Raw genomic sequence first — 25975 nt, forward strand, 5'->3', positions numbered from 1 at the left:
TATTATGAATATTGTATGCGAAACCGAGCGGCTAGTTGTGCGAGAGTTTAAAGTAGCGGATGCGGCGTTTATTATTTGCTTGCTAAACGATTCGTCTTTTATTCAAAACATAGGCGATAAAAATGTGCGCTCGCATATTGACGCCATTGCATATCTAAAAGAGGGTCCAATGGCCAGTTATCAGGGCTTTGGTTTTGGTTTGAATTTAGTTAGTTTAAAACACGGTATGGTTCCTATCGGTATGTGCGGTTTGCTGAAACGAAACGAGCTTGAGCACCCTGATTTAGGCTATGCATTCTTGCCCGAGTTTTGTGCAAAAGGCTATGCTTTTGAAGCAAGCAAATCTGTCCTCAATACGACAATTGAGCAAAACTCTCTAAGCGCGGTTTTGGCCATAACCTTGCCAAATAATAATCGTTCTAACCACCTTTTAGATAAATTAGGCTTTGAATTTAAAAGAACTATCGAACTTTATGGGGCTAGCAATAACCTTTATGAATATTTACTGTGACAAATAAAATCGGGCTCAGTCGATTGACTGATACCGGGGTGTATTTTTATTTAATACTGGCTCTGGTCGCCTTTGCTGCTAATTCGGTGCTATGCCGTTTAGCCTTGGCATCTGGAGAAATTGATCCAAGTGGGTTTACCATTGTGCGATTGGTTTCGGGGGCAGTAACGCTGGTACTCATTTTATTGATTAGAGAAAAGCACGAGGGGCGCTCTGCAATAAAGTTGCTGGCAAAAGGCTCCTGGTTAGGCGCATTTGCGTTATTTATTTACGCCCTCGGTTTTTCGTACGCGTATGTGCAGCTCGATACTGGCAGTGGTGCACTTGTTCTATTTGGCAGCGTGCAGCTTTCGATGATTGCCTTTGGTTTATACAAAGGGGAGCGTTTTAATGAGTACCAATGGAGTGGATTGCTCCTAGCCCTAGTTGGCTTGGTGTATTTACTTTGGCCCAGCATTTCAACACCGTCTATGCTGGGCGCTGCGCTTATGATGCTGGCTGGCCTGGCTTGGGGTGTGTACTCAATTTTAGGCAAAAGCAGCACCGATGCGCTCGCCGATACTGCTTGTAATTTTTTACGCAGCACGGTGTTTGTGGCTTTATTGCTAGCGCTGAGCTTCTCGCAGATTGCATTTAGCCTACACGGTCTCGCGTTGGCAGTTGCATCAGGGGCCTTTGCTTCGGGGGTTGGGTATGCGGTTTGGTATTCGGTTTTACCTAAGTTAACGTCGATGCATGCGGCGGTAGCTCAGCTAAGTGTGCCAATCATTGCCGGTTTAGGAGGAGTTGTGCTGGTAAATGAAGCGCTCACCCTGCATTTATCGTTGGCTTCGGTAATGGTGCTAGGCGGCGTGCTTATCGTGATTAAGCTCAAATCACCAGTATCTCAATCTATAAGCTCTGAAAACTGACAGGTTGGCGAGTAATTTATGACGACAAACAAACTCCTTCTAAGGTTTATAAGCGGACTGTTTATCTTGACGAGTATCGTTGCTTGCGGCATCACGGTGAATGAAGCACGTAAAGAAATTATTGCTCTATGTGGAAATTTTCATGCAGGCGTTTTAAAGAAAGACGTCATTCGACAGCTAAATACGGGCACATTTTTAGAGTTCGAGGAGCTCAACATAAATAATCTAACGCAGATATACGTGAGCAGCAAATTCACCCTCAATTTAGTAACTTGCGACATAGAGTTTGATGACAATCACGTGGTTATCAACGTTATTCGTGGCTAGATAGATGCAACAAATAAGTAATTTCACTATTTTTATAAAAGCGCTTGAAATTTTAATGAACTTAACGCACACTCCGGTCGTCAAAAAATTGACGCACAAACCTCGCACAATTATAACAATCCAAGAAGCGTCATCTTGGACCATAAATATAGGTAGTAAAGTGCAACTTTCTCGTCTTTTGTTTAGAGTCTTTTTTATTGCTCTGGCTTGCGTGTACGCGCTAGTAATGTTCGAATTTATTGATCCCAACTATTTTAAAATAGAGCTCAATGTGAGTGCCGATGTGTTGATTATGACCTTGGCTGCAAGCGTTTTTGTGTATTTATTTATGAGAAAGCCGCGGCCGTAAAATATTGAAAGGCTAGTCTAGCGTAGTCTAATAGCCCTTCGATTTGAGCTGTCGTAAAAAATTATTGATTGAGTGAATTCACCCTTGGTGTGCCTGTGATATAATGACAGCCTATTAGTGTTTCTAAGGTAAACAAACCACATGGGTTTGCTGTTAATATACGTATCGATCGCGTTAATCTTTTCGTTCTTATGCTCTATTGCCGAAGCCGTTATTTTAAGTGTATCGCAAGCTTATATTTCACTCCTTGAAAAAGAAGGCCGTCCGTCGGGTAAGCTTTTATCTCAGCTAACCACCGATATTCATAAGCCTTTAGCCGCTATCCTTACTTTAAATACTATTGCACACACTATGGGTGCAGCGGGTGCAGGTGCGCAAGCCGCCAGTGTTTTTGGTGATGCTTATTTAGGCTTGATTTCGGCGGTGCTGACATTACTTATTCTGGTGTTCTCTGAAATTATTCCAAAGACCTTAGGCGCAACCTTTTGGCGCTCTCTTGCACCGGTTACTGCCTATTTCTTAAAGTACCTGATATACGCTCTCTATCCGTTTGTGAAAATGTCGCAAATGCTAACCAGTGGTTTCACCGAAGAAAGTCCGTTAAAGGGCTTGAGTAGAAGTGAATTATTAGCCATGGCTGAGTTATCGGGCAAAGAAGGTCAGTTAGCGCAACAGGAGGCTACCTTTTTACAAAACCTGCTGAGCCTCCATGACCTAAAAATTAAAGATGCGATGACGCACAGAACGGTCGTGTTTTCTCTATCAGACCAGACCACCGTAAACGATTTCGTTGAGAAACACCCCAATAATCCGTTTTCGCGGATCCCTATCTTTGAAAATTCAGACAGTGAACACATTACTGGTTATGTGCTAAAAGCAGATATCTTGATCGCTGCCGCAAAAGGTGAGGGCGATTTGAAACTGGCTGAATTCAATAAAGCCATGGTTACTCTACTAGGCGACATGCCCTTAGCATCAACATTTGATCATTTCCTAAATTCGCGAGTGCATGTGCTTCTAGTGGTAGATGAATATGGCGGGCTTGAGGGGATCCTGACCCTTGAAGACTTGTTAGAAAGCTTATTGGGAGTTGAAATTGTTGATGAACAAGACACGACCGTCAGTATGAAAAAGCTCGCTAAGGTCATGTGGCGCAGACGTGAAAAACGATTGCTGACACAGCATAACGTTCCGCAAAAAGGCAAAGATTCTAAAAAATAGAAAGGAAAGCGCGATTTAATGCCATTTTTATTTCAATTTCTGGGTGTATAGTAATCTCATCGCTTAGCAATAAGCTTATTCACCCACACATTGAGGATATTAAAATGAACACATTACTTTCACAGGCTTTTGTCAAAAACTCATCTTTTGCCCCATTGGCCTTGCGTGTCGCCGCAGGTGTTATATTTGCTGCTTACGGCGCTCAAAAACTATTTGGCTGGTTCGGTGGCTATGGTCTAGAAGGGACTGGTCAGTGGATGGCGTCCATTGGTTTAGCACCTGGTTATTTAATGGCACTAATGGCTGGCAGTGCAGAATTCTTTGGTGGCCTGCTATTAATTGTGGGTTTATTGACCCGCCCCGCTGCAATCGCCTTGGCCTTTGCAATGCTTGTAGCTATTGTAACGGTGCATCTACCTAATGGCTTGTTTATGGCCAATAATGGTTACGCATTTGGCTTGTCTTTGATGGCTATTTCAGTCTCAATTGCAGTGTCTGGTGCCGGTCGTTTATCTATCGATAACATTATTCACAAAGTTGATGTGCGCTCGAATAACGCAGGTGCCGCTGCCACTAGGTAATTAATAATCACTAAAAGAGCCTCTACTTTTATCTCAAAGTAGAGGCTCTTTGCTATGATCGCCAAGAGCTATAGAAGGTCTTTTAGAATATATTCCCAAGTGTTCATATGATGTTGAAATTTTTCTTTGAGCGCTTTAGTAACCTGTTCTTTCTCTCGCAAATCGACGGGGATTTCAGATAATATCCGCCAGTGATTAAGTGCACTGCTTGCCGCCGCGCAGAGCTGGGCTAAGTTAGCATTTGCGATGCTTTTTGATTTGACCAATTGGTCGGTCTGCTCGCATAGTGCTTCCAAATGAGATTCGCTAATTTGTGACAAATTCTTAGTAACTTCATAGTCTCTAAGTAATTGTAAAAGATCGGTATTGTCAGCTTCGATGTCGCATCCTGATTCTTCAACCAGTTGCTGTATAGCACGAGCATACCCCATGGTTTCAAAGGTGCTTAGGTGTAGTTGTTGAAACATCGCTTCGCGCGCCTGTAGCCGCGGGTCCACAAATCTATCTTCTTGCATGGCACTCCAGTTTGTCGATAATGGTGTCTGTATGACCGTGGGTAATGTTATCAATATTTTTTTAAAACCTCACCAACTAGCGACCAAAAATTTTTCAGCTAGTGTTACTCAAACTGCACGATATCGAGCTGAATTTGTATTAGGTAAGCTTAGTGATCGTGTCGCGTCGCTGGTAAGTTGCTTAAACCACGCTACACTATGTAGATGCTTAAAACAAAACAGTAGTTAGAATTATTCCAGTCAAACCTCTTCCTGCCATAGTTGATGTCGAAGCCAGTGGCTTTGGTGTGGATAGCTACCCCATCGAAATTGGTGTTGTTCTGCCGGATGGGCGACGTTTTTGTAAACTAATTAAACCCTTTTCCCAGTGGCAGTTTTGGGATACCGATGCTCAGAAAATCCACGGTATTAGTTATCAAGAGTTAACAGAGAACGGTGAGGAACCCATCGCGGTTTGTTTGGCGCTGAACGAGTTTGCTAGAGACATGACCTTATATTCAGACGCTTGGGTGGTTGACCATCCGTGGTTAGTAAAGCTTTATGCACAGTCGGCTGTGCCGATGGCCTTTAGTATTTCGGCGATTGAAATGGTGTTAACTGAATCTCAAATGTCGATATGGGATGCAGAGAAACTGGCGATAGTTGAAACCTCCGGTCTTGTTCGTCATCGCGCGAGTGCCGATGCATATATTATTCAGCAAACATTTTTGCGAACCCAGTCACGTATGCATCATAGCCAATAGTTATATGCGCATGTTTTAAGACAATGTTATACTTACACACTTAGCGAGCCAAGCTAACGTTTATCTTCAAAATCAATAATCCGTTGTACATTCAAATAAGAGAAATACATGAAAGCACTCGACATTAAAGGGCTTGAAAAAACCTATGCCGGTGGAGTCTCTGCGTTAAAAGGAATTGACCTTAGCGTGGAGCAAGGAGACTTCTTTGCATTACTAGGGCCGAATGGCGCGGGTAAATCTACCACCATTGGTATTATTTGCTCCTTAGTCAACAAGTCTGCAGGCAGTGTAAGTGTGTTTGGTTTTGATTCTGTTGCCGACGAAGTAGAGGCAAAGTCGTGTATTGGTTTGGTACCTCAAGAGTTTAATTTTAATCAATTTGAAACCTTAATGCAGATTGTTGTCAATCAAGCCGGGTACTATGGCGTGCCTCGAGATATTGCGAAAACTCGGGCCGAAAAGTATCTAAAACAACTTGAGCTTTGGGATAAACGAAATGCGAGTGCTCGGGAGCTATCAGGGGGCATGAAGCGCCGTTTGATGATTGCACGAGCGCTTATGCATGAGCCTAAAATGTTGATTTTGGATGAGCCCACCGCAGGAGTTGATATTGAAGTGCGCCGCTCAATGTGGCTCTTTCTGAAAGAGATAAATCAACAGGGTATTACTATTATTTTGACCACTCACTACTTAGAAGAAGCCGAAATGCTGTGTCGCAATATTGCCATTATCGATAAAGGCATTATTGTTGAAAATACTAGTATGAAAGCTTTACTAGCTACATTGAATGTCGAAACTTTCATATTTGATTTGGCTGGTGGAGCATCATCGGTAAACATTCCTGAGTTTGTTTCTCGCGCCACCGACGAACAAACCCTTGAGGTTGACGTGCCAAAGGCATCTGGTTTAAACCCAGTGTTTGAAGAACTCTCAAAGCAAAATGTAAACGTGATGAGTATGCGTAATAAGTCGAATCGGCTTGAAGAGTTGTTTGTGCGCTTAATGGAGTCGGGCAAATCTAAGGCGAAAGAGGCAGCCCTATGAGTTCACGAAATTTCGTTGCCTTAAAAACAATTTGGATAAAAGAGTGCACGCGGTTTTTACGGATTTGGGTTCAAACCCTAGTGCCACCGGCGATTACGATGTCGCTTTATTTTGTCATTTTTGGCAACTTGATTGGTAAACGCATTGGTGACATGGGTGGCTTTAGCTACATGGAATTTATTGTGCCTGGTTTGATCATGATGTCTATCATTACCAACTCCTATTCGAATGTATCGTCTTCGTTTTTTAGCGCTAAATTTCAGCGTAATGTTGAAGAGCTCTTAGTCGCGCCAGTGCCAACATGGGTGATTATTATGGGCTTTGTGGGCGGCGGTGTTGCCCGGGCTATGCTTATTGGTATTATCGTCACGATTGTTTCGACTTTTTTTGTCGATGTTAAAATACACAATTTTCTCGTCATTGTAATCACCTTGATACTGACCTCGACTCTTTTTTCGACCGCTGGCTTGATCAACGGTATTTATGCAAAATCCTTTGATGACATAAGTGTCATTCCTACTTTTGTGTTAACTCCGTTGACCTATTTAGGCGGCGTATTTTATTCTCTCACGCTATTGCCGGAGTTTTGGCAAACTGTCAGTCAGGCTAATCCTATTGTCTATATGGTGAATGGTTTCAGGTATGGGTTTTTAGGTGTGTCAGACGTAAACTACATGGTCTCTTTGGCACTGTTGATCGCATTTAATGTGGTGTTATTTTCTGTTGCCTATCGATTGCTGAAGAAAGGCGTTGGGATACGCTCTTAGATGTCGCAGCAAGCGAGAGCCGTCGAAAGTACGCAAACAGGTCCTCATGAGGACCTGTTGAAAGTAGTTAACAAGCATCGAGTCAGTGTTTTTAAGCGTCCAATTGCGATGCATACACAAGCAGCATTCGATGAGGCTATTGTTTGGCTAAGTGACTGGAAAGGGGATGTAATTCTTGATGCGTGCTGTGGTGTTGGCGAAAGTACACTGAATATCGCCCAAGAATATCCTCAGGCCCGTGTTATTGGTGTTGATAAGTCGATAGCAAGATTACAAAAGCATGCACATTATTCTCATAAATTAAGAGCTGATAAGTTAAGCTCTGAAGAGCCGTCCCTTCAAAATATCGATGCAAAAAGCAATTGCTCTGGCGACAGTGGCGTTGCTAACTCTGCACTCATCTGCAACTATTTAGTTCTGCAAGCAGATTTAAACGACTTTTGGCGCTTACTTGATAACTACTTAAATCATTCAGCAAGAACCATTCAGTGGCGTTTGTGCAAACAATATATCTTGTACCCTAATCCGTACCCAAAAAAGGCACAACTGGGTAAGCGATGGCATGGCAGCGCGGTATTTTCAAATATTATAGCGTGCTGCGCAAATATAGAGCTACGTTCAAATTGGAAACTATATTTAGAAGAATTTGTCTTGGCAGCTAAAGTCTTTGATATTGATATGAAAATTGAAGGCCTTTCGCCCAGTCGTGAACAACCGCCAATAACCCCTTTCGAACGTAAATATGCACAGTCCAATCAATTGCTATGGACGGCTACAACTTTAGGCACTGGATGCGATAGATAGAAACCTTGCCCATATAGTATTTCCATCTCTTTGACTGCCGCTAGGCTCTCTGCATCTTCAATGTGTTCGGCAATTAGCTTGCAGTTATGGGTTTGGCAATAGAGTTTGAACTTGGTAATCAATTCTCTGCCGTTTTTCGTTTTGGCGTGTTGCTTAATCAAACTGGATTTTATTTTAATCGCGTCTACGCCGCTTGCAATCACCGAGTAGAGTGAATCACCCCATTCATCAATTTCGTCGACTGTAATGTGTAAATTAGGGATGCGCTTGCTGAGTGTGCTCAGCACTAATAAATTGTCTTTAATGCAGTCAAAGTGTAGATCAATTCCGCAGAGGCCTTTGGAACTGTCTTTACACAAAGCCTCAATATTGGCCAGCAAGGGCTTGTCGTCTAAATCCTCAGCAAACAGATTTATCGACCAGCTCATTTGTCGCGGACAACAATAGGCTCTAGACAACTCTAGGATGCGTGAGGTCATGTCGGCGGTGTCGTGATTACTCTCAATGATATATAAAAACTCATTTGGTAAAACAATTTGCTGGTTGCTATCTAGCAGCCTGGCTAAACACTCATAGCGATCAACTCGTTTATTCGCCAGCGCAAAAATAGGCTGATAAAAAGGCACGATATTTTCTAGCGGTACACCGCGGTTTGCTGCTTGGGCTTGCAAAACTGATCCTGATTAAGTAGTCATATATATTAGGTTATCAGTCGAATTCTTTATCCCTTTAATAAAAACATCATATTGAGGGTGTTTTTTGCGATTATGGTCGCAAAAACAATTTCAGGATTTGGTAAATTCAATAAAACTAGGTTAAAGTGCCGAACTCGGCATTAGGCGGATTAATTCATTGGCAAAAGCAGAAGTCAGTTTAGAGCATCTATTTAGGGTCTTTACCAAACCTGAGCATGATGACTCTACACTAGCAAAAATAGAGCGTCATCTCTCAGATAACGTGTCCGACTTTTTGTCTCAACATGTTGTTACTAAAAAGACATCCTTAGAAGAAATCGAAAAAGATTTTTCGAGTGCTATCGTGCCAGATTCACCTGAATTTGTATCGAGTCATGCAGAGTCTTTACTCGATAAGCTTGTAGCCCACTCCGTAAACACCTACTCGCCTACTTTTATAGGGCATATGACATCTGCCTTGCCTTACTTTCATTTGCCTTTGTCTAAGTTGATGGTTGGCCTTAATCAGAATTTAGTTAAGATTGAGACGTCAAAAGCGTTTACTCCCCTGGAGCGTCAGACCTTAGGGATGCTGCATAATCTCATATATAAACAAAATGATGAATTTTACGCAGAGTATTTACATAGCGCAGAACATTCTTTAGGAGCGTTTTGCTCTGGCGGCACAATTGCTAATATCACTGCACTGTGGGTAGCTCGTAATTTAGCACTTGGTCCACAGCGAGGGTTTTCAGGTGTAAATAAGGCCGGCTTAGCTGCCGCCTACAGACACTATGATATTCAGAATATGGGTTTAATGTCGTCACGCAGGGGACATTATTCATTAGGTAAAACCGTAGATGTGCTGGGGATTGGCCGCGATAACATGCTTTGCATTGATAGCCCTCGCCAAATTTTGGAGCCTGAAAAAGCGCTTGCGTATGGCAAAGCGTATCAGCAAGATGGCAATAAACTACTTGCCATAGTCGGCATCGCAGGGACAACCGAAACCGGTCATGTAGATCCCCTCTGTGAACTAGCAGACGTGGCCAAAGAGTTAGGCTGTTGGTTTCATGTTGATGCGGCCTGGGGTGGTGCCACCTTATTTTCTGACCGCTATCGTCACAAACTTAAGGGTATCGAAAAAGCCGACTCGGTGACCATAGATGCGCATAAACAGATGTACGTGCCGATGGGAGCTGGAATGGCTATTTTCAAAGATCCAAAGGCAAGCAATGCTGTGCGCCACCATGCACAATATATATTGCGTGAAGGCTCAAAAGACCTTGGCGCAACTACCTTAGAGGGTTCTCGAAACGGTATGGCGATGATGGTGTATTCATCATTTCATATCTTTGGCCGTCGCGGCTATGAATTACTTGTCGACCGCGCTATTGAGCATGCCCAAACATTTGCCCAAATGATTACACAGCATCCTGATTTTGAGCTGATGACCTCGCCTGTTTTGTCACTATTGACATACCGCTTAAGACCCTCTGCACTGAAGGCTCTCAGTGAGTGCTCTAGTGCATATCAGCAGCACATTAATGGACAATTAGATGAATTAACCGTCTCAATTCAAAAACAGCAGCGTGAGGCCGGTAAGTCTTTTGTATCGCGCACGAGGATTGAAATTGAGGCCTATAATAATCAGCCAATTACGGTATTTAGAGTGGTGCTTGCTAACCCCTTGACGACCGAACAAAATCTCGAAGCCATATTGGCGGAGCAGGTAGAGTTAGCGGCCAATAATCCGATTTGGCTGACGCTTTCTCAAACACCAGAAACACTACACGTTAAAACTGCCTAGTCATACCTAAGGTTCAAATTCCCAATTAATATATTTATCGTGATACTTTCGCGATAAATATATTCCATCATGTTATTTCTGTTGAATAAAAAATTGCTGGCATCCGGTCTTTTATTAAAAGGTCATGACAATGACGGCCATTGATTAAGAATAAGGAAAAACATGACGAACTCAGTATTGGTAGTAGAGGACGATATGGACATTGCAACGCTTATCCAGGTTAACCTAGCTGAACTGGGCCTAGAGATGGACCATCATGCTGACGGGAAGAGTGGATTAGATGCCGCGCTCAATCACTCATACTCGCTGGTGTTACTAGACGTGATGTTGCCATCGCTTGGCGGCTTGGATATTTGTCGACAGCTTAGAGAGCAAAAGCCAGAGCAAGCAATTTTGATGTTAACGGCTAAAAACTCAGAAACAGATCGAGTCCTTGGGTTAGAGCTTGGTGCCGATGACTATATGACTAAACCTTTTAGTATCCGAGAGCTACAGGCTAGAGTAAGAGCACAAATTAGAAAAGTGAATCTGTTAAAAGAAGCGCATCAACAGCAACAAAGCCCTTCAGACACTATCGAATGTGGGGCGATTAAAATAGTAAAACAAACTCGCAAAGTCTTGCATGATAATCAGCCTATTGACCTCACGGCTACCGAGTTTGACCTTCTATTTCATTTAATGCGACACCCCAATCAGGTTTTTTCTCGTGCTCAACTGCTTGAATCAGTGTGGGGCTATCAACACTGCGGATACGAACATACCGTCAATTCTCATATAAACCGGCTGCGATCAAAAATAGAAAAAGACGCTACTCAACCTGAATATGTGCAAACGGTTTGGGGTGTCGGATATAAGTTTAATAAGCAGCAAGGCTAATATATGCGTATTCCTACTTTATGCTTTTACCAGCGTTTAGCGGTGTCATTGGTGGCTGGTTTCTTTTTGGTAATCGCCTTGCTTGCGGCCGCATCGAGTTATTTACAAACGGCTATTCAACGTGAAGGTGAACAGCGGCTGCATTTAGAGTTAGCTGCGCATTTGGCCAATGACAATCCACTTTTGAAAACTGGCGTTTATGATTATGACGCTTTAAAAGGTTTGTTCCATACACTAATGATATTAGGGCCTAGTTTTGAGTTCTATTTTTTAGGGCCGCAAGGCGACATTCTTAGCTACTCTGCTGAACCTGGAACGCTCATAAAAAAGCAAATTGACCTTAGCCCGATCAAGAATCTTATTGACGATTCAAGCCAGCTTCCCCTTTATGGAGAAGATCCTAAGTCAGAGAAAAATACTAAGATTTTTTCGGCAGCACCGGTGTTTGATGGCGAAAAGCTGCAGGGATATTTGTATATCATTATTGGCGGCGAGGAATATGACTCTATTATTGAGGGAATTCAGCGCAGTAAAGGCGTTCAACAATTTGCTATGATCATTTTGGCGGGCTTAGTATTTTTATTATTCGCATTGCTATTGTTGTTTCGTTTGTTAACCGCACCCTTGAAGCGTCTGAGTGATGATATGGATATCTTCAGGGCAAGTGGTTTTAATTTAGCAGCATCCGGTGTGATTTTGCAGCCGTGGAAGAACGACTCTCGAAATGAAGTTCAACGCTTAGGATTTTCATTTAACGAAATGTTAAAGCATATTGATAAGCAATGGCAATTGATTAAACAAACGGACGGTCAGCGGCGCTCCTTGCTAACCGATTTAAGTCACGATCTTAGAACACCATTGGCAAATTTACAGGGCTTCATTGAGACCCTAGCGATAAGAGGTCAAGACCTTTCAGCTCAGGAGCAAAAGCGCTTTATTGATATTTCGCTTAAAAATTTGCATAACCTTAAGCGTCTAATTGACCAGATATTTGAACTGGCTTATTTGGAAAGTGGCCACGTAAAAATGAAGTTAGAGTCTTTTTTATTGAACGAGCTCTTGCATGACATTGCGGCAAAGTTTGCGATAAAGAGTAAAGATAAGAATATCCAGATACACGTTAAGGTTCGAGCTGCTCAAACCTATGTAACAGCAGATATCGAAAAACTAGAGCGAATACTCACCAACCTTATTGAAAATGCAATTCGACATACACCAGAAGGTGGCCGAATAGAAATGCTGATTACTGATGCAGGGAATAGAGTGGGTCTAAGTGTCATTGACTCTGGAGTAGGTATTGCCAAAGAAGAACTGCAACGTATTTTTGATGCTCGCTATCAGGCCAGCAACACCGAACGCGATTCAAATACTCACGTAGGCTTAGGCCTAGCAATTAGTCAAAAGCTGGTGGAGCTATTTGATGGGCAGCTTGAGGTGACCAGTGACCTAGGAATGGGCACTACATTTTATTTTACACTCGCAAAAGTCGACCACGCGAATCCTGACCACTAGATGCTGACGTATCAGCACCTAGTCGTCGATGTCCAGTTCTTTCAATTTACGGGTAAGGGTATTTCTGCCCCAGCCCAAACGTTTTGCTGCCTCTTGTTTGTGCCCTTGAGTATGTTTGAGGGCACAATTTAGCAAGATACGCTCAAAGTCTATTTGCGCCTCATCTAAAATATCACTCTTGCCGGCAATTAACTGCTTGTCGGCCCAGTTTGAGAGTAGCACTGTCCAGTCATCCACTTTGCTAGCACGCTCAACATCGGCATTGGTGGTGGTCAATTCCGGAGGTAAGTCGTGAGGTAAAATTTCTTGTCCACTTGCCATGACGGTGAGCCAGCGGCAGGTATTTTCAAGCTGCCTTACATTGCCAGGCCAAGCTAATTCGGTCAGTCTGACAACTGTGCTTTTTGACAAAACCTTCATTTCAACCCCAAGCTCTTTAGAGGCTTTGGCAAGAAAGTGATTAGCCAGTAAAGGGATGTCTTCGCGGCGTTCATTGAGTGAGGGAATATGAATTCGAATAACGTTGAGGCGATGATATAAGTCTTCTCTAAATTTTCCTTCCGCTACTCTTTTTTCTAAATTTTGGTGAGTCGCCGCAATAATTCGTACATCTACTGATACTGGGTTGTGGCCACCGACTCGATAGAATTGACCGTCGGCCAATACTCTCAGTAAACGTGTTTGTACATCAATTGGCATGTCGCCAATTTCATCTAAAAATAGGGTGCCTCCATTGGCCTGTTCAAAACGACCTTGCCGTGCATTTTGAGCGCCGGTAAATGCCCCTTTTTCATGACCAAATAATTCAGACTCAACCAAATCGGCTGGGATGGCAGCCATATTTAGGGCTACAAACGTTTCTTTAGATCTTGGGCTATGTTTGTGCAAGGCTTGCGCTACGAGCTCTTTACCAGTGCCCGATTGACCATTTATCAGCACGCTAATAGATGAGCGCGATAGTCTACCAATCGCTCTAAATACCTCTTGCATAGCTGGGGCTTCGCCGATGATTTCTTTGCTTGGATTCAAAATTTCGGAGCTGCGAGTGCGAGTGGTTTCACTGGCGTGTTCAAGGGCGCGCTTGATCAGTTCTATTGCTTCATCAATATCAAATGGCTTAGGTAGATATTCAAATGCACCGCCTTGATAGGCATTTACTGCACTGTCTAAATCAGAGTGCGCGGTCATGATGATCACGGGCAGTTCCGGATAGTGGTGATGTACTTCCTCTAAAAGGGTCATTCCATCCATTTGTGGCATGCGCACATCAGATATGATCACCTGCGGTGCTCGCCCAGATTCAATTTGCAGTAAGAGATCCTCTGGATTGTCAAAACTCATGCAGCCTATAGATGCAGTTTTTAATGCTTTTTCTAAGACCCATCTAATCGAGCTATCGTCATCGACAATCCAAACAGGTTCAATCATGAGTTTCATCCTTTGTTAAAATCGGAAGATGCAGGGTGAATTCGGTGTATCCAGGAAAGCTTTCTACATCAATTTTGCCCTCATGGTGGTCAGCTAGGGTTTGTGCTATCGAAAGCCCAAGTCCTGAGCCTTTGCGTTTGCTGGTAACCATCGGGTAAAACAAGGTGTCTTTTAATTCTGGAGGTACGCCGGGGCCATTGTCTACAATGCTGATCAGAGCACATAAGTTGTGACGTTTGCCCTTAATCACGCATTGGCGCTCTATGCGGGTTCTAAATCCAATTACGGGATGCTCAGCCTTAGACGACTTGAGCGCTTGGCTTGCGTTGCGCGCTATATTCAATAAGGTCTGCTGAAGCATATCTGGGTCAGCGTAAATATCAGGAATCGACGGGTCATAGTCACGCTCGATATGAATTGAATACGAAAGGTCAGCGACGACCACTGAGCGCACCTTTTCTATAATTTCATGCAGATTGCATATGCGTTTTTGTGGCCGTGAATTTGGTCCTAATAGCCGGTCAACAAGCGCTCTAAGACGGTCCGCTTGGTCGATAATCATATCGGTGAATTCGTTGTGAGCAGGATTGGTAAGTTCTTTACTCAGAAGCTGCGCTGCACCTCGAATGCCGCCAAGCGGGTTTTTGATCTCATGGGCAAGCCCGCGAATGAGCTCTCTAGCCGCCATCTGTTGGGCATATTGCTGGGTTTCTTGTGAAATTTTACGCTGTTTGTCAATGGGCAATATTTCAATTAATAAATGTTCGTTGCTCTGAGGGTCTAGTAAGCTTGCCTGTAGGTCGACCATCATGCTGCGGCCGTCTTTAAAACATAGCTGTAGCTCTGACTCGCTAAATTCTTCGCTATGAGTAAAAGCAACGGTATAGCGCTCACGATTAAAACTTTCAGCTACAAAAAAATCGTCTAATGGTCGCTCTTTGATTTGAGTAATGCCGCTTTCTAATAGGTTTAAACCCGCTTCATTGATGTAGCACACATACAGATCTGCATCTACCACAATAACGGCAGTCTTCATTGCATGAATAAGCTTGTGTAAATCTATTGTAATGTTTTTAGGTGACATTGCCTACGCCTGACGCACTAGTTTAGTGCAAAGCATCATTATGTGGCATTGTGACTGAATCGACTAACTTGCGCAATAGCGCTGTGCTGAAACTCTAACTACCTGATATATATAATATTTAGTTGTTAGAGTTTCGAATCAATACAGATGCCTGATGCAAATACACTGTCCTTTCATCAGTAGATGCAATAACCTTGCCCCTATTGGTGCTAAATGACATGCTGTAGGTATGGGCGCCACGATCGATGCCTTCCAGCATAAATACCCCAGAAGTAGAGGTGTGTTGTTGCCCAGCAAAATTTAATAGATATTTCCCTGTGGTTTTTGGTTGGATTTGAGCGCTGATCCTGACTCTTCCGTCGTTATCGCGAATAGTTGCTTCAGGTGCTGGACTCAGTATGGAAAGCGTATAGTTAACGCTAGGGCGAACTTGTGGCGCTGGCGTTTGTGCAACAATGGGTGCTGATTGCATGGTGGTCATGTTAGAACTTAACTCAATTTCTTGGGCGCCTGGCGAGGGGGTATCTGAAAAGCTGATACTGCCGTCTTCATTCACAATCTGATAGATCTTACCTTGAGCAATTACACTTAAGGCGACAAATAACAACATTAACAATAAAAGACTGCGCATGATACTTCTCCAAATTTTCCACCGCTAATGTGGTTATCGGCAGTTTACTGGATTTTTGCTTAAAAAAAAGCCTGCGTAGGCAGGCTTTCGATAGTTTGCTTCACTTTTACCTATAACGGCAAGCTTAGCAGCTGTAATACATGTCGAACTCAAGTGGATGAGTAGTCATGTTAATTCTTTCAGCTTCTTCCGATTTAAGCGCGATGTAGGCATCAATCATCTCGTCGGTCATTACGCCACCAACGGTAAGGAAAGCGCGGTCTTCATTCAGCGCAGAAAGAGCTTGCTCTAAGGAGCTTGCAACTTTAGGAATACCAGCCGCTTCTTCTGGGGGTAAATCGTATAAGTCTTTATCCATAGATTCACCGGGATGGATCTTGTTCTTTATACCGTCGATGCCAGCCATTAACATTGCTGTGAATGCAAGATAAGGGTTAGCAGTAGGGTCAGGGAATCTAACTTCGATGCGGCGTGCTCTATCGCTAGTAACGTATGGAATGCGAATTGATGCGCTGCGGTTACGGGCAGAGTATGCCAACATTACCGGAGCCTCATATCCTGGCACTAAACGTTTGTAGCTGTTTGTTGATGCGTTTGCGAATGCATTGATTGCATGAGCATGTTTGATGATGCCGCCAATATAAAACAATGCCTCTTCAGACATGCCTGCATACTTGTCGCCCGCAAAAATATTTTTGCCGTCTTTACTAATAGACTGGTGACAATGCATACCAGAACCGTTGTCGCCCACAAGTGGCTTGGGCATGAAGGTTGCAGTTTTTCCATAGGCATGCGCGACGTTATGCACAACATACTTATAGATTTGAATTTCATCGGCTTTTTTGACCATCGTATTGAACAAACAAGCGATTTCGTTTTGACCAGCGGTTGCTACTTCGTGGTGATGCGCTTCAACGGTCAAACCCATCTCTTCCATAACCATACACATAGCTGCGCGAATATCGTGTGCTGAATCGACTGGAGGAACTGGGAAATATCCACCTTTAACGCCAGGGCGATGACCCATGTTACCGCCGTCGTATTCTGCACCTGAGTTCCATTTTGCTTCTTCAGCATCGATCGCATAGAACGAACCAGCCATGTCAGTATGGAACCTAACGTCGTCAAACATAAAAAACTCTGGCTCTGGGCCAAACAACACCGTATCACCGATGCCGGTAGATTTAAGATATTCTTCAGCGCGAGCGGCAACTGAGCGCGGGTCACGAGAGTAGCCTTGCATGGTTGTTGGCTCTAAAATATCGCAACGAATGTTGATTTGCGTTTCTTCCGCAAACGGGTCTAATACCGCGGTTGAGGGGTCAGGCATCAGTACCATGTCAGACTCGTTAATACCTTTCCATCCGGCAATCGATGAACCATCGAACATTTTGCCGTCTTCAAAAAACCCATCGTTGACTTGGTGCGCAGGAATAGAAACGTGTTGTTCCTTTCCTTTTGTATCGGTAAAGCGCAAGTCGATGAATTTCGCTTCGCTTTCTTTAATTAGTTCTAATGCCGACTCAATTGACATATTGTCCTCCAAAAAGTATGTTGTGCAGATCCTATTGAATTAGGTGTTCCGTCAGTGAATACGCAGATCCTTGGTGTAGCGCTTCCATCTTCAAAGCATGTTGGGCGAAACGGATCTTAAGGCGCACCTTGCCCAACTATAAGCCATATTCATGCCATCTACTATTAAATTGTAAGTGTATGAAATATTTATTAAATAAAAAGGAAACTTACTCGGCACCTTCACATTAAGCACTGTTATGGTGCAAGCGGTCTGCATCTTTAGATCATTATGGTGCATTATTTTATATGAGATACTTTTTTCTGAAAATCTTTGGACATCTTGATTAGGTTACCATGTTGTTAATGCATGGCGATATTTTGCAAAAATCTTAAAAAAAAGGAGTTTTTTGGCAAATAAAATAGCGCCGCTCGGTATTAAGCTGTACAATCCGCCGCCAATTGTTTCGCATCTGAGTCTGCTGAATGTCAGCGAGGTTAACAGATGCGTTTTTTGTTTTGAGAGTAAATTCATGTCTGCCCCTATCGCACAATTAAGAAATATCGCCATAATCGCCCACGTTGACCACGGAAAAACAACCTTGGTTGATAAGCTGCTTCAGCAGTCTGGTACCCTTACCAATCGTGGTGACGCGCAAGAACGCGTGATGGATTCTAACGATATTGAAAAAGAACGCGGTATTACCATTTTGGCAAAAAATACGGCGATTAACTGGAACGGCTACCGCATTAACATCGTAGATACTCCAGGGCATGCCGATTTTGGCGGCGAAGTAGAGCGCGTTATGTCAATGGCCGACTCGGTATTGCTATTGGTTGATGCCCAAGAAGGCCCCATGCCGCAAACCCGTTTTGTGACGCAAAAGGCATTTGCTCAAGGTCTAAAACCAATTGTCGTAATAAATAAAATTGACAAGCCTGGCGCGCGTCCGGATTGGGTTATGGATCAAGTATTTGATTTGTTTGATAACTTAGGCGCGACCGACGATCAGTTAGATTTCCAAGTCGTTTATGCATCGGCATTGAACGGCTGGGCATCGCTGGATGTTGACGTCCCAAGCAGCGACATGACGCCATTGTTTGAAACTATTGTAAAACAAGTAGCTCCACCTGATGCAGACTCAGAGGGCGGCTTTCAAATGCAAATTTCACAGCTCGACTACAACAGCTATGTGGGTGTTATTGGCGTAGGTCGTATTAAACGCGGTAAAGTAAGAGTCAACCAGCAAGTAACCGTTGCGATGGCTAAAGGCGGCACTCGTAACGGTAAGGTCAGTAAAGTATTGGGTTATCTTGGCCTAGATCGCGACGACGTGGATGAAGGTTCAGCGGGCGATATAGTAGCCATCACCGGTTTAGGTGAATTGAAAATTTCAGACACGGTATGCGATCCAAATTTAGTCGAAGCTCTGCCTCCATTATCGGTAGATGAGCCAACCGTAACTATGACATTCCAAGTCAATACCTCACCGTTTTCAGGTAAAGAAGGTAAGTTCGTAACCTCTCGCAACATTTTAGAAAGACTGCAAAATGAACTTATTCATAACGTTGCGTTGCGTGTTGAAGAAACTGACAACCCTGACAAGTTCCGCGTATCGGGTCGTGGTGAATTACATTTGGGCATATTGATTGAAAATATGCGTCGTGAAGGTTACGAATTAGCAGTATCACGTCCAGAAGTTATTTTAAAAGAAGAAGACGGCAAGTTAATGGAACCGTTTGAAACGCTCACTATCGATTGCGAAGACCAACATCAAGGCTCGCTAATGGAGCAGTTAGGTTTGCGTAAAGCGGAACTGACTAATATGTCTCCTGATGGACTTGGTCGTATTCGTATGGACTTTACCATCCCAAGCCGGGGTTTAATTGGTTTCCAAACTGATTTTATGACAATGACTTCGGGCTCAGGCTTGCTATATCATACATTTGATCATTATGGTCCGCATAAGGGTGGCAATATTGGTCAACGTAAGAACGGCGTATTGATTGCAAATGCACCGGGCAAAGCATTGACTAACGCATTGTTTAACTTACAAGAGCGCGGTCGTTTGTTTATAGGTCACGGTGTTGAGGTTTACGAAGGAATGATCATCGGCATTCATAGTCGTGAAAATGACCTTACTGTAAATGCACTAAAAGGTAAGCAGTTAACTAACGTACGTGCCTCTGGAACTGATGAAGCACAAACTCTAGTGCCACCTGTGAGAATGTCTCTTGAGCAAGCGCTTGAATTTATTGATAACGATGAACTCGTTGAAGTCACGCCAGTGAGCGTAAGATTGCGTAAAAAGTTGTTATCTGAAAACGAACGTAAGCGTGATTCTCGCACTAAGTCGAAAGAAAGCTAGTGCCTCTAGCTTAATTAGCTGATATCTGCAAAACGCCGGCTTGTAAAAGCAGGCGTTTTTTTATGTTCGCAGTTCACAAAATTAAAAGGCAGTTGAAAGTCTCAGACCCTTTCCAACCTAGCTGCTTTTGGATACTAAATATTCACTTATTTTATGAATCAGCGACGACGGTAAGAACCGTTGTGAGTAGTACACCATTTTTGCTTGTTTACCCGGAATGATAAGTGATTTTCGCTTCTCGAGGCCTTGAATGATTTGTCTGCAAGCATCACTCGGGTCTAAGGTGCCAGCCATATTCTTCAATGCTCTTGTGGCGGGGTGAATAGTCTTAGCTTCAGTCTGCACCATCGGCGTATCTATTGTTGGCGGACAGATTAAGCTAACGTCGATGCCTAAGGGTTTTAATTCAAACTGCAGGGCCTTACCTAATCCAATAACTGCGTATTTAGATGCACCATAGGCAGAGTACCCATAAACGCCGCTAAAACCGGCCATGGAAGCGACTAAGGCCAATTGTGCACCATTGTCTAGGTGCGGAATGACCGCCGCAACAAGGTTACGAGTGCCGATCACGTTGACATCAATAACGTGCTGGAATTCGTCGTTTGATATATGCATGAAGGGTTTTGATACCAAAATACCGGCGCAGTGAATACAAACATCAATTTGGCCGAATTTGCGCACTGCAAAATCGAGTTGCTGCTTGAGTGTGGAAGGTTCACAAATGTCGGCATGCAAAAAGCTCACTTTTTGCTGCATGCTTGCCTCATTCTGCAAGGCTTGCTGAAATTCCACGTCAGCTCTAATATCGATTAATAAGAGGCTAAAGCCTTTTGCCAGATATTGCTTAGCTAACTCTTTGCCGAGCCCGCTAGCATAGCCTGTAATTAAAACTGATGAAGAAATAGTGCACCTGCTTACTATTGAACCCAGAGTTGGGTAAGAAACCATCCAACGTTCATTTTAAACCAATTTAGGCTAAGTGTAGACATGTTTTACCGGACTATTTTTGGCATGACGTTCAGAAAATCATGTGGAACAGCTTAAACTCTCAGTTCAAAGTGTTACCATATTTGTCACCCGCGCGGCATTTACACTCGAGTAAGGCGTTTTAGGAGCCAATTGCCTTTAGTGTTTAGCCTAAGTATCTTATTTTATTGATTATCATGGATTGCTATGAATTTTGACCAAAAACCAGACCGCTCTTCCAGCTTTGCTTACAAGTGGGAAAAATATAAAGATACTGACGTGTTGCCTTGCTGGATTGCCGACACTGAATTTAGATGTGCCGAACCTATACTTGACGCGCTCAAACAGCGCGCAGAACATGGTCTATTAGGGTATACATTGCCCAAGCATCATCAACCGGCTCTGGATGCCATTGTGCATTGGTGCAAGCGCCAGTATCAGTGGGATATTCACCCGAGCTGGATTGTATGGACACCGGGCGTCGTGCCGGCCTTTAATATGGCGACTTTGGCGTTTTCGAATATAGGTGACGGCGTCATTGTACAGACCCCAAACTATCCGCCGCTTCTGGCCGCACCGGGTATTAATCATCGCAAGCAGTTAGCTGTTCCGACAATGCTAAAAGAAGGCCGCTGGACGCTCGACCTTGAAGCGTTTGAGCAACAGGCAGCTAAGCCAAGCACTACCTTGTTTATAATGTGTAACCCGATGAACCCGGCCGGCAGCGTGATGACCTTTGAAGAGCTTGATACTATCGCCGAGATTTGTCAGCGCCATAATGTCATGGTTTGCAGTGATGAGATCCACTGCGATTTGATTTTAGATGATTTACGTCATATTCCCGCGGGTAAACACCCTAGCTTAAAAGATAATTCAGTGACCTTGATGGCCGCCAGTAAAACTTTCAACGTTGCAGGTTTAGGTACTTCGTTTGCAATTATTCCTAGTGCTAAAGTGCGTTCAAGTTTTGTTGCAGCAGGGGCTGGCATAGTACCTTGGGTAAACGTAATGGGCCTTGAAGCAACCGCTACCGCTTTCACTAAATGCGACGAATGGTATCAAGCGCAATTGCGCTATTTACGCGACAACCGAGATTATTTAGTGCGAGCAATTAATCGTATTGAGGGCTTAACATGTGAAGCCCCACAGGCTACGTTTTTACTATGGGTTGATGCTAGCGCTCTACAGCTAGAAGATACACAGCGTTGGTGCGAAGAGCGTGGGGTAGGGCCATCGCAAGGTAAAGATTTTGGTGCGCCAGAATGTTTTAGAATAAACTTTGGATGTGCTCGCGAATATTTGGAGCAAATCGTCGCGAGGTTATCAGCATAAATATATTTGGTTTTAGAGTCTGGCAGGTTTATGTGCGGATATGTAGGGTATAACAACAGCACTATTCAAGATAAACCGGATCTGTTCGGTGGCTTCGCACGTTTATTTCAGCAGCCCGGTAACTTTGACGCTTATCCAGCCTTTGGTGGCGATATCAATCGTAGGGTACCGCTTTTGATCCAAGAGCGCGGTGAAGATAAGTGGGTGAATGCCATTTGGTGGTTTGATGGTATGGTTGAAGACAAGCTTACCTACTTAGGGAGCCGCACTAGTTTCAATGCCAGGAATTTAAACAGCCCATACTGGAAAGCTGCCTTGGAACATTCGAGAGGCTGCATCATTGCGAGTGAAATTGGTGAGTCGAAGTTGCTAGGGAAAACCAAGCATCAGTATCTGTTAAGCAGCGATGAGCCCTTTTTACTTGGCGCACTTTATCGCAAATTGGAAAATGGTGACTATTGCTGCGCGGTCATTACCCGAGATGCCCATCCTAAAATGGCGCCTTATCATGATAAGGCTTTTCCATTGTTTTTACCCATACAAGAGACGTTCTTAAGAGATTGGCTATCGCCTCAGGTGCAGGCATCAGCGAGCATAGATGCCTTGCTTGCGCAGCCAAAATTATTTCCGACCTTGCGTGTGCAGCGCGTCAAAACTTACAAAGATAAACAGCCAATTGGACAGGTAAATGACGTTTTGCTGTCAGATCTTGTGCAACAAGAGGTCGAAAGCCCCCTTAGCCATGTCGGGCAGCAAAAACTTTTTTAAGTATTTAAACAATATAAACAAGCACTTATGCTTTTTCGGGGCGCTTCTTTTTTGCATTTAAAGATTGTTTTGTCAGTAGCGACAGAATAGGTGTAGTATTTGCTACATGTTGGTAGTCTTTATCTGTGATGAATAAAAAAAGCAACCAGTGCTAAAACATATCCTTAACGTATTTATTTTAGGCATCGCGCTGCAATCTTCAGTGTTGGCTCAGTCACCTTCACAAATTGCGATCATATTAGACGATGTAGGCGCGAAGGCATCGGACATTAAAGCCTTTGATTTGCCAAAATCGGTTACCTTCTCAATTTTGCCCCATACTAATTTCTCTACACCGTTTTCGTTTAAAGCTGCACAGCAAAATCGAGAGGTCATGCTGCATATGCCGATGGAGTCGCTAAATGGCGAAGCATTGGGTGTTGGACCATTGCTCTCTTCAATGTATCCACAGCAATTGCAGAGTGCGTTGTTTGCCGCTTTAGGAACGGTTCCGCATGCAGTCGGCGTGAACAATCATATGGGCAGCAAACTCACGCAAATGACTCTGCCGATGCAAACCGTTATGAAAACACTGGCAAATAACAACATGTTCTTTGTCGATAGCCGTACAACTAGATTTTCTAAAGCGAATCTTATTGCTGATGAATTTGGGGTAACGGCTGCGACCAGACACATATTTTTAGATCATGAACAAAACGAAGACTTTATAAAGCAGCAGTTTGCTAAGCTGATAAAACGTGCCCGCAAGAATGGAAAGGCCATTGGCATTGGCCATCCTTATCCACTGACACTAGCGTATTTGCGCGATGCCATACAAAATTTGCCACCGGACATAGAAGTTATCACCGTAAGTGAGTACTTACGAGAAACCGATAAATTTCGAATTAACCCACACCTTGTTCACGCTAACTCCCTTGCGGCATCTGAGTATGTCATTGAAGCTAGCGCACCTCGCTAGCGGACTATTTAAGAATTATGGATAATAGTGTTTTCATTACCGATGTGTTTAATGTTATACTATTACATTAAATCGATTGGCTAATGCAATATATCCAATGTGTTCAGTGCTAACACTGGTGTAAATCGATACAGACCTTACGCAAACAATTAATTTATTCAGGTGCATCAATTGCAAACAAAGACTTCTGATATCATCGTTGACTCTAATGAGCAAGAGACCATGATAGAAACGCCACCGCTAAACAATCGGGTACTCGATAAATTAGGTGTATGGGTGTCAGCAATGTGTGCTTTGCATTGTATTATGTTGCCAATACTGATCCCCGCCATTCCTCTATTAGCCTCATCATTTGTCGCTCAAGGTTGGTTTGAAGGCAGTATATTGACCATTTCTATTATCGTTGGTTTTGCTGCACTTTTAATTGGTTTTAAGCAATATCACAGACAAATTTATCCTATCTATTCTTTGAGTTTAGGTGCGCTGATTTATTGGAATAAAGATATTTTCGGCGAAGCCTATGAACCGTTCACGATTGCTATTGGTGCAGGGTTTATTATTGCTGCCCACCTCATCAACTTAAAGCTTTGCCGGCAGTGCAAATCCTGCTGAGTCCTAGCATGCCTCGGCATCGACAAGTTAAAGCTGACAATTCAGATTTTTTTCAATAACCTGTTCGGCCCAACTTACGTCGTCACAAAATATTCCATCAACTCTCATATCTATGAGCCTTAATAGCAGGTCTTCGTGGTTAACGGTATAGCACCACACATCAAGATAGTTCTGTTTGGCATGAGCTACGAACTCAGCGTCCACTAAATCAGCATCTATTGCCGCAATATCAGCCTGCATATCTACGGCATATTGTGCTTTGGATATCGGTAAATGACCTATTAAAGCCGCAAATTTTAGTGTGTTGGACAGAGGTGTGTCTCGGAATTTAGCTTTTATATTCTGCAGCATAGGATGGTCAAAGGATGAAAGCACGATGTCTAATTCGTCATGATCACCTTCATATTGCCTGACTAACTCGCAAAGTTGATCAACAAAAAGCCCCGCGTTATCGATCCTTTTTAACTCCAAATTTAACATTAGCCGCCCAGCGGTAAGTTTAAACACGTCCTGCAGCTTGGGGATCTTATGTTCGCTACCTTTTATTCTTAGGCCTTCAATGGTTTGCATGCTTGTGGTGGCAAGTGCACCGTCATTACCTGTGAGTTTATGCAGGTAAAAGTCATGGAAAATAATAAAGGTGTTTTCTACTTGATGCACATCACACTCAAGCGCTCTTGCGCCGGCTTGAATGGCTTTTTCAAATGCAATAACGGTATTTTCAGGAAAGTGGGCACTGAGGCCCCGATGGGCTATTGCGAGCATTCTTTGGCCTTATGATTGAGTCGATGTGTATTCACAGTCTCGTATACTGCAGCGGATATCACAAGTACGCCCCCCACTAATGTTTGCCATGTTGGTGATTCATTCAACATGATGATTGCAAATACCACTCCGTAAAAGGGCTGCATGCAGGCTACCAGTGAGAATGTCTTCGCGCGCAGGTGTTTTAGTGAGGCGGCAACTAAAGCGTGGGGGAGTGCGGTGAACACCGTTCCGAGCAACAATAAAAGCAATCCTGTGTGCAGATCAAAAGCGGCTGCTGTGGTGAAAAAATCATCGGATATAAACCAGATTAAACAAGGGCAAATAATGGCAATTTGATAAGCCATGGCCTTTGCTCCGCTATATTGGCAAAAGTATTGGCGGTGTAGCAGATTTCTAATGGCATACAAAAAAGCAGAGAACACGCCAATGACAACACCTAGAGTAATGTCGTTCTCTAAAGACACATCGGGCACAATCATAAATATGCCCACTAGCACCACTAAGGCACTGGCCACGTCTTGCCAGACTAATCGTATTTTTTCAAAAAAGGGTTCGAGTAATACCGTAATAACCGGAAAAGTAAACAGTGCTATGATGCCTACCGAAACAGAAGAATACTGCATCGCAGCAAAATAGGTTACCCAATGCACCGCCATGATTACGCCCAGGCCCATAGCAATCAGATAATCTTTTTGACTATTGAGTCTTAATGATTCGCCGCTCAGTTTAACGACTAAAAACAGTACGATGCAGGCCGGTAAGGACCTGCCAAAAGTAATGTCTAGAGCAGACAAGTTGATGAGCTTAGCAAATAGCGCAGTACCGCCAAGTAACATGACGGTAAGGTGCAGGTTAATAAGGCTTTTCTTAACCGGATCCATTAGGCGACTTTACTGTAT

At 43.5% G+C, this 25975-nt stretch carries 26 protein-coding genes; 17 read left to right on the plus strand and 9 right to left on the minus strand.

Annotated features, from left to right (window positions below; all coding sequences use genetic code 11):
• Positions 1 to 4 precede the first annotated feature (4 nt).
• From AB9H30_RS15420 to AB9H30_RS15440, 5 genes are all read left to right on the plus strand, one after another.
• Positions 5 to 511 (plus strand): GNAT family N-acetyltransferase, encoded by a 507-nt coding sequence (locus tag AB9H30_RS15420; RefSeq protein WP_371195593.1) that lies wholly within the window; start codon positions 5 to 7, stop codon positions 509 to 511.
• Positions 508 to 1422 carry a DMT family transporter gene (locus tag AB9H30_RS15425; RefSeq protein ID WP_371195594.1) on the plus strand — a complete coding sequence of 305 codons (915 nt, stop codon included), beginning with the start codon at positions 508 to 510 and terminating at the stop codon, positions 1420 to 1422. Before AB9H30_RS15420 ends, AB9H30_RS15425 begins: the two co-directional genes overlap by 4 nt.
• Before the next feature lie 18 nt (positions 1423 to 1440).
• Positions 1441 to 1749, plus strand: coding sequence for a hypothetical protein (locus tag AB9H30_RS15430; protein ID WP_371195595.1), 309 nt, complete (start codon positions 1441 to 1443; stop codon positions 1747 to 1749).
• Between the two features lie 490 nt (positions 1750 to 2239).
• A complete protein-coding gene (locus AB9H30_RS15435; RefSeq protein WP_371195596.1) occupies positions 2240 to 3319 on the plus strand; it encodes a CNNM domain-containing protein in 1080 nt (359 codons plus the stop codon).
• Between the two features lie 104 nt (positions 3320 to 3423).
• On the plus strand, positions 3424 to 3900 hold the full coding sequence (locus tag AB9H30_RS15440) for a DoxX family protein (RefSeq protein WP_371195597.1): 477 nt from the start codon (positions 3424 to 3426) through the stop codon (positions 3898 to 3900).
• Positions 3901 to 3968: 68 nt separating this feature from the next.
• Here AB9H30_RS15440 and AB9H30_RS15445 read toward each other — a convergent pair whose 3' ends face one another.
• Entirely contained in the window at positions 3969 to 4415 is a 447-nt protein-coding gene (locus AB9H30_RS15445; protein ID WP_371195598.1) for a hypothetical protein, read from the minus strand.
• A 287-nt stretch (positions 4416 to 4702) separates the two neighbouring features.
• Between AB9H30_RS15445 and AB9H30_RS15450 the strand changes: the two genes are divergently transcribed.
• The 4 genes from AB9H30_RS15450 to AB9H30_RS15465 all read left to right on the plus strand — a co-directional run bounded on the left by AB9H30_RS15450 (position 4703) and on the right by AB9H30_RS15465 (position 7773).
• Positions 4703 to 5158, plus strand: coding sequence for a hypothetical protein (locus tag AB9H30_RS15450; RefSeq protein ID WP_371195599.1), 456 nt, complete (start codon positions 4703 to 4705; stop codon positions 5156 to 5158).
• 108 nt (positions 5159 to 5266) lie between these two features.
• Positions 5267 to 6202 (plus strand): ABC transporter ATP-binding protein, encoded by a 936-nt coding sequence (locus AB9H30_RS15455; protein WP_371195600.1) that lies wholly within the window; start codon positions 5267 to 5269, stop codon positions 6200 to 6202.
• Positions 6199 to 6969 (plus strand): ABC transporter permease, encoded by a 771-nt coding sequence (locus AB9H30_RS15460; protein ID WP_371195601.1) that lies wholly within the window; start codon positions 6199 to 6201, stop codon positions 6967 to 6969. The genes AB9H30_RS15455 and AB9H30_RS15460 overlap by 4 nt, the downstream gene beginning before the upstream one ends.
• On the plus strand, positions 6970 to 7773 hold the full coding sequence (locus AB9H30_RS15465) for an SAM-dependent methyltransferase (protein ID WP_371195602.1): 804 nt from the start codon (positions 6970 to 6972) through the stop codon (positions 7771 to 7773).
• On the opposite strand, the gene AB9H30_RS15470 is transcribed toward AB9H30_RS15465, so the two are convergent.
• Positions 7725 to 8444: an EAL domain-containing protein gene (locus AB9H30_RS15470; protein WP_371195603.1), complete on the minus strand. Its 720-nt coding sequence runs from the start codon at positions 8442 to 8444 to the stop codon at positions 7725 to 7727. The two genes, AB9H30_RS15465 and AB9H30_RS15470, sit on opposite strands and share 49 nt — an antisense overlap.
• Positions 8445 to 8625: 181 nt before the next feature.
• On the opposite strand from AB9H30_RS15470, the gene panP reads away from it, so the two are divergent.
• The 3 genes from panP to AB9H30_RS15485 all read left to right on the plus strand — a co-directional run bounded on the left by panP (position 8626) and on the right by AB9H30_RS15485 (position 12645).
• Positions 8626 to 10257: a pyridoxal-dependent aspartate 1-decarboxylase PanP gene (gene panP / locus AB9H30_RS15475; RefSeq protein ID WP_371195604.1), complete on the plus strand. Its 1632-nt coding sequence runs from the start codon at positions 8626 to 8628 to the stop codon at positions 10255 to 10257.
• Between the two features lie 162 nt (positions 10258 to 10419).
• Positions 10420 to 11133 carry a winged helix-turn-helix domain-containing protein gene (locus AB9H30_RS15480; RefSeq protein WP_371195605.1) on the plus strand — a complete coding sequence of 238 codons (714 nt, stop codon included), beginning with the start codon at positions 10420 to 10422 and terminating at the stop codon, positions 11131 to 11133.
• A 3-nt stretch (positions 11134 to 11136) separates the two neighbouring features.
• Entirely contained in the window at positions 11137 to 12645 is a 1509-nt protein-coding gene (locus tag AB9H30_RS15485; RefSeq protein WP_371195606.1) for a sensor histidine kinase, read from the plus strand.
• Positions 12646 to 12663: 18 nt separating this feature from the next.
• On the opposite strand, the gene glnG is transcribed toward AB9H30_RS15485, so the two are convergent.
• From glnG to glnA, 4 genes are all read right to left on the minus strand, one after another.
• Entirely contained in the window at positions 12664 to 14073 is a 1410-nt protein-coding gene (gene glnG, locus AB9H30_RS15490; protein ID WP_371195607.1) for a nitrogen regulation protein NR(I), read from the minus strand.
• Positions 14066 to 15157 (minus strand): nitrogen regulation protein NR(II), encoded by a 1092-nt coding sequence (gene glnL, locus AB9H30_RS15495; RefSeq protein WP_371195608.1) that lies wholly within the window; start codon positions 15155 to 15157, stop codon positions 14066 to 14068. The genes glnG and glnL overlap by 8 nt, the downstream gene beginning before the upstream one ends.
• 118 nt (positions 15158 to 15275) lie before the next feature.
• The gene (locus AB9H30_RS15500) at positions 15276 to 15788 is read right to left on the minus strand and encodes a DUF4124 domain-containing protein (protein WP_371195609.1); all 513 of its coding nucleotides are present in this window, start codon (positions 15786 to 15788) and stop codon (positions 15276 to 15278) included.
• Positions 15789 to 15912: 124 nt separating this feature from the next.
• Entirely contained in the window at positions 15913 to 17322 is a 1410-nt protein-coding gene (gene glnA, locus AB9H30_RS15505; protein ID WP_371195610.1) for a glutamate--ammonia ligase, read from the minus strand.
• 511 nt (positions 17323 to 17833) lie between these two features.
• Between glnA and typA the strand changes: the two genes are divergently transcribed.
• A complete protein-coding gene (gene typA, locus AB9H30_RS15510; RefSeq protein ID WP_371195664.1) occupies positions 17834 to 19669 on the plus strand; it encodes a translational GTPase TypA in 1836 nt (611 codons plus the stop codon).
• Between the two features lie 117 nt (positions 19670 to 19786).
• Here typA and AB9H30_RS15515 read toward each other — a convergent pair whose 3' ends face one another.
• Positions 19787 to 20620, minus strand: a complete 834-nt coding sequence (locus AB9H30_RS15515; RefSeq protein ID WP_371195611.1) for an SDR family NAD(P)-dependent oxidoreductase — start codon at positions 20618 to 20620, stop codon at positions 19787 to 19789.
• Between the two features lie 225 nt (positions 20621 to 20845).
• On the opposite strand from AB9H30_RS15515, the gene AB9H30_RS15520 reads away from it, so the two are divergent.
• The 4 genes from AB9H30_RS15520 to AB9H30_RS15535 all read left to right on the plus strand — a co-directional run bounded on the left by AB9H30_RS15520 (position 20846) and on the right by AB9H30_RS15535 (position 24308).
• The gene (locus tag AB9H30_RS15520; RefSeq protein ID WP_371195612.1) at positions 20846 to 21970 is read left to right on the plus strand and encodes a MalY/PatB family protein; all 1125 of its coding nucleotides are present in this window, start codon (positions 20846 to 20848) and stop codon (positions 21968 to 21970) included.
• A gap of 30 nt (positions 21971 to 22000) precedes the next feature.
• Positions 22001 to 22738, plus strand: coding sequence for an SOS response-associated peptidase family protein (locus AB9H30_RS15525; protein WP_371195613.1), 738 nt, complete (start codon positions 22001 to 22003; stop codon positions 22736 to 22738).
• Positions 22739 to 22886: 148 nt separating this feature from the next.
• Complete coding sequence (locus tag AB9H30_RS15530) at positions 22887 to 23696, plus strand: divergent polysaccharide deacetylase family protein (RefSeq protein ID WP_371195614.1); 810 nt, start codon at positions 22887 to 22889, stop codon at positions 23694 to 23696.
• Positions 23697 to 23918: 222 nt separating this feature from the next.
• Positions 23919 to 24308: a MerC domain-containing protein gene (locus AB9H30_RS15535; protein WP_371195666.1), complete on the plus strand. Its 390-nt coding sequence runs from the start codon at positions 23919 to 23921 to the stop codon at positions 24306 to 24308.
• 27 nt (positions 24309 to 24335) lie between these two features.
• Here AB9H30_RS15535 and AB9H30_RS15540 read toward each other — a convergent pair whose 3' ends face one another.
• Both AB9H30_RS15540 and AB9H30_RS15545 read right to left on the minus strand, forming a co-directional pair.
• Entirely contained in the window at positions 24336 to 25073 is a 738-nt protein-coding gene (locus AB9H30_RS15540) for a glycerophosphodiester phosphodiesterase (protein ID WP_371195615.1), read from the minus strand.
• On the minus strand, positions 25061 to 25957 hold the full coding sequence (locus AB9H30_RS15545; RefSeq protein ID WP_371195616.1) for a DMT family transporter: 897 nt from the start codon (positions 25955 to 25957) through the stop codon (positions 25061 to 25063). Before AB9H30_RS15545 ends, AB9H30_RS15540 begins: the two co-directional genes overlap by 13 nt.
• Positions 25958 to 25975: the final 18 nt, after the last annotated feature.

The sequence above is a fragment of the Glaciecola sp. SC05 genome (genome assembly GCF_041380235.1).
GTDB lineage: Bacteria > Pseudomonadota > Gammaproteobacteria > Enterobacterales > Alteromonadaceae > Glaciecola.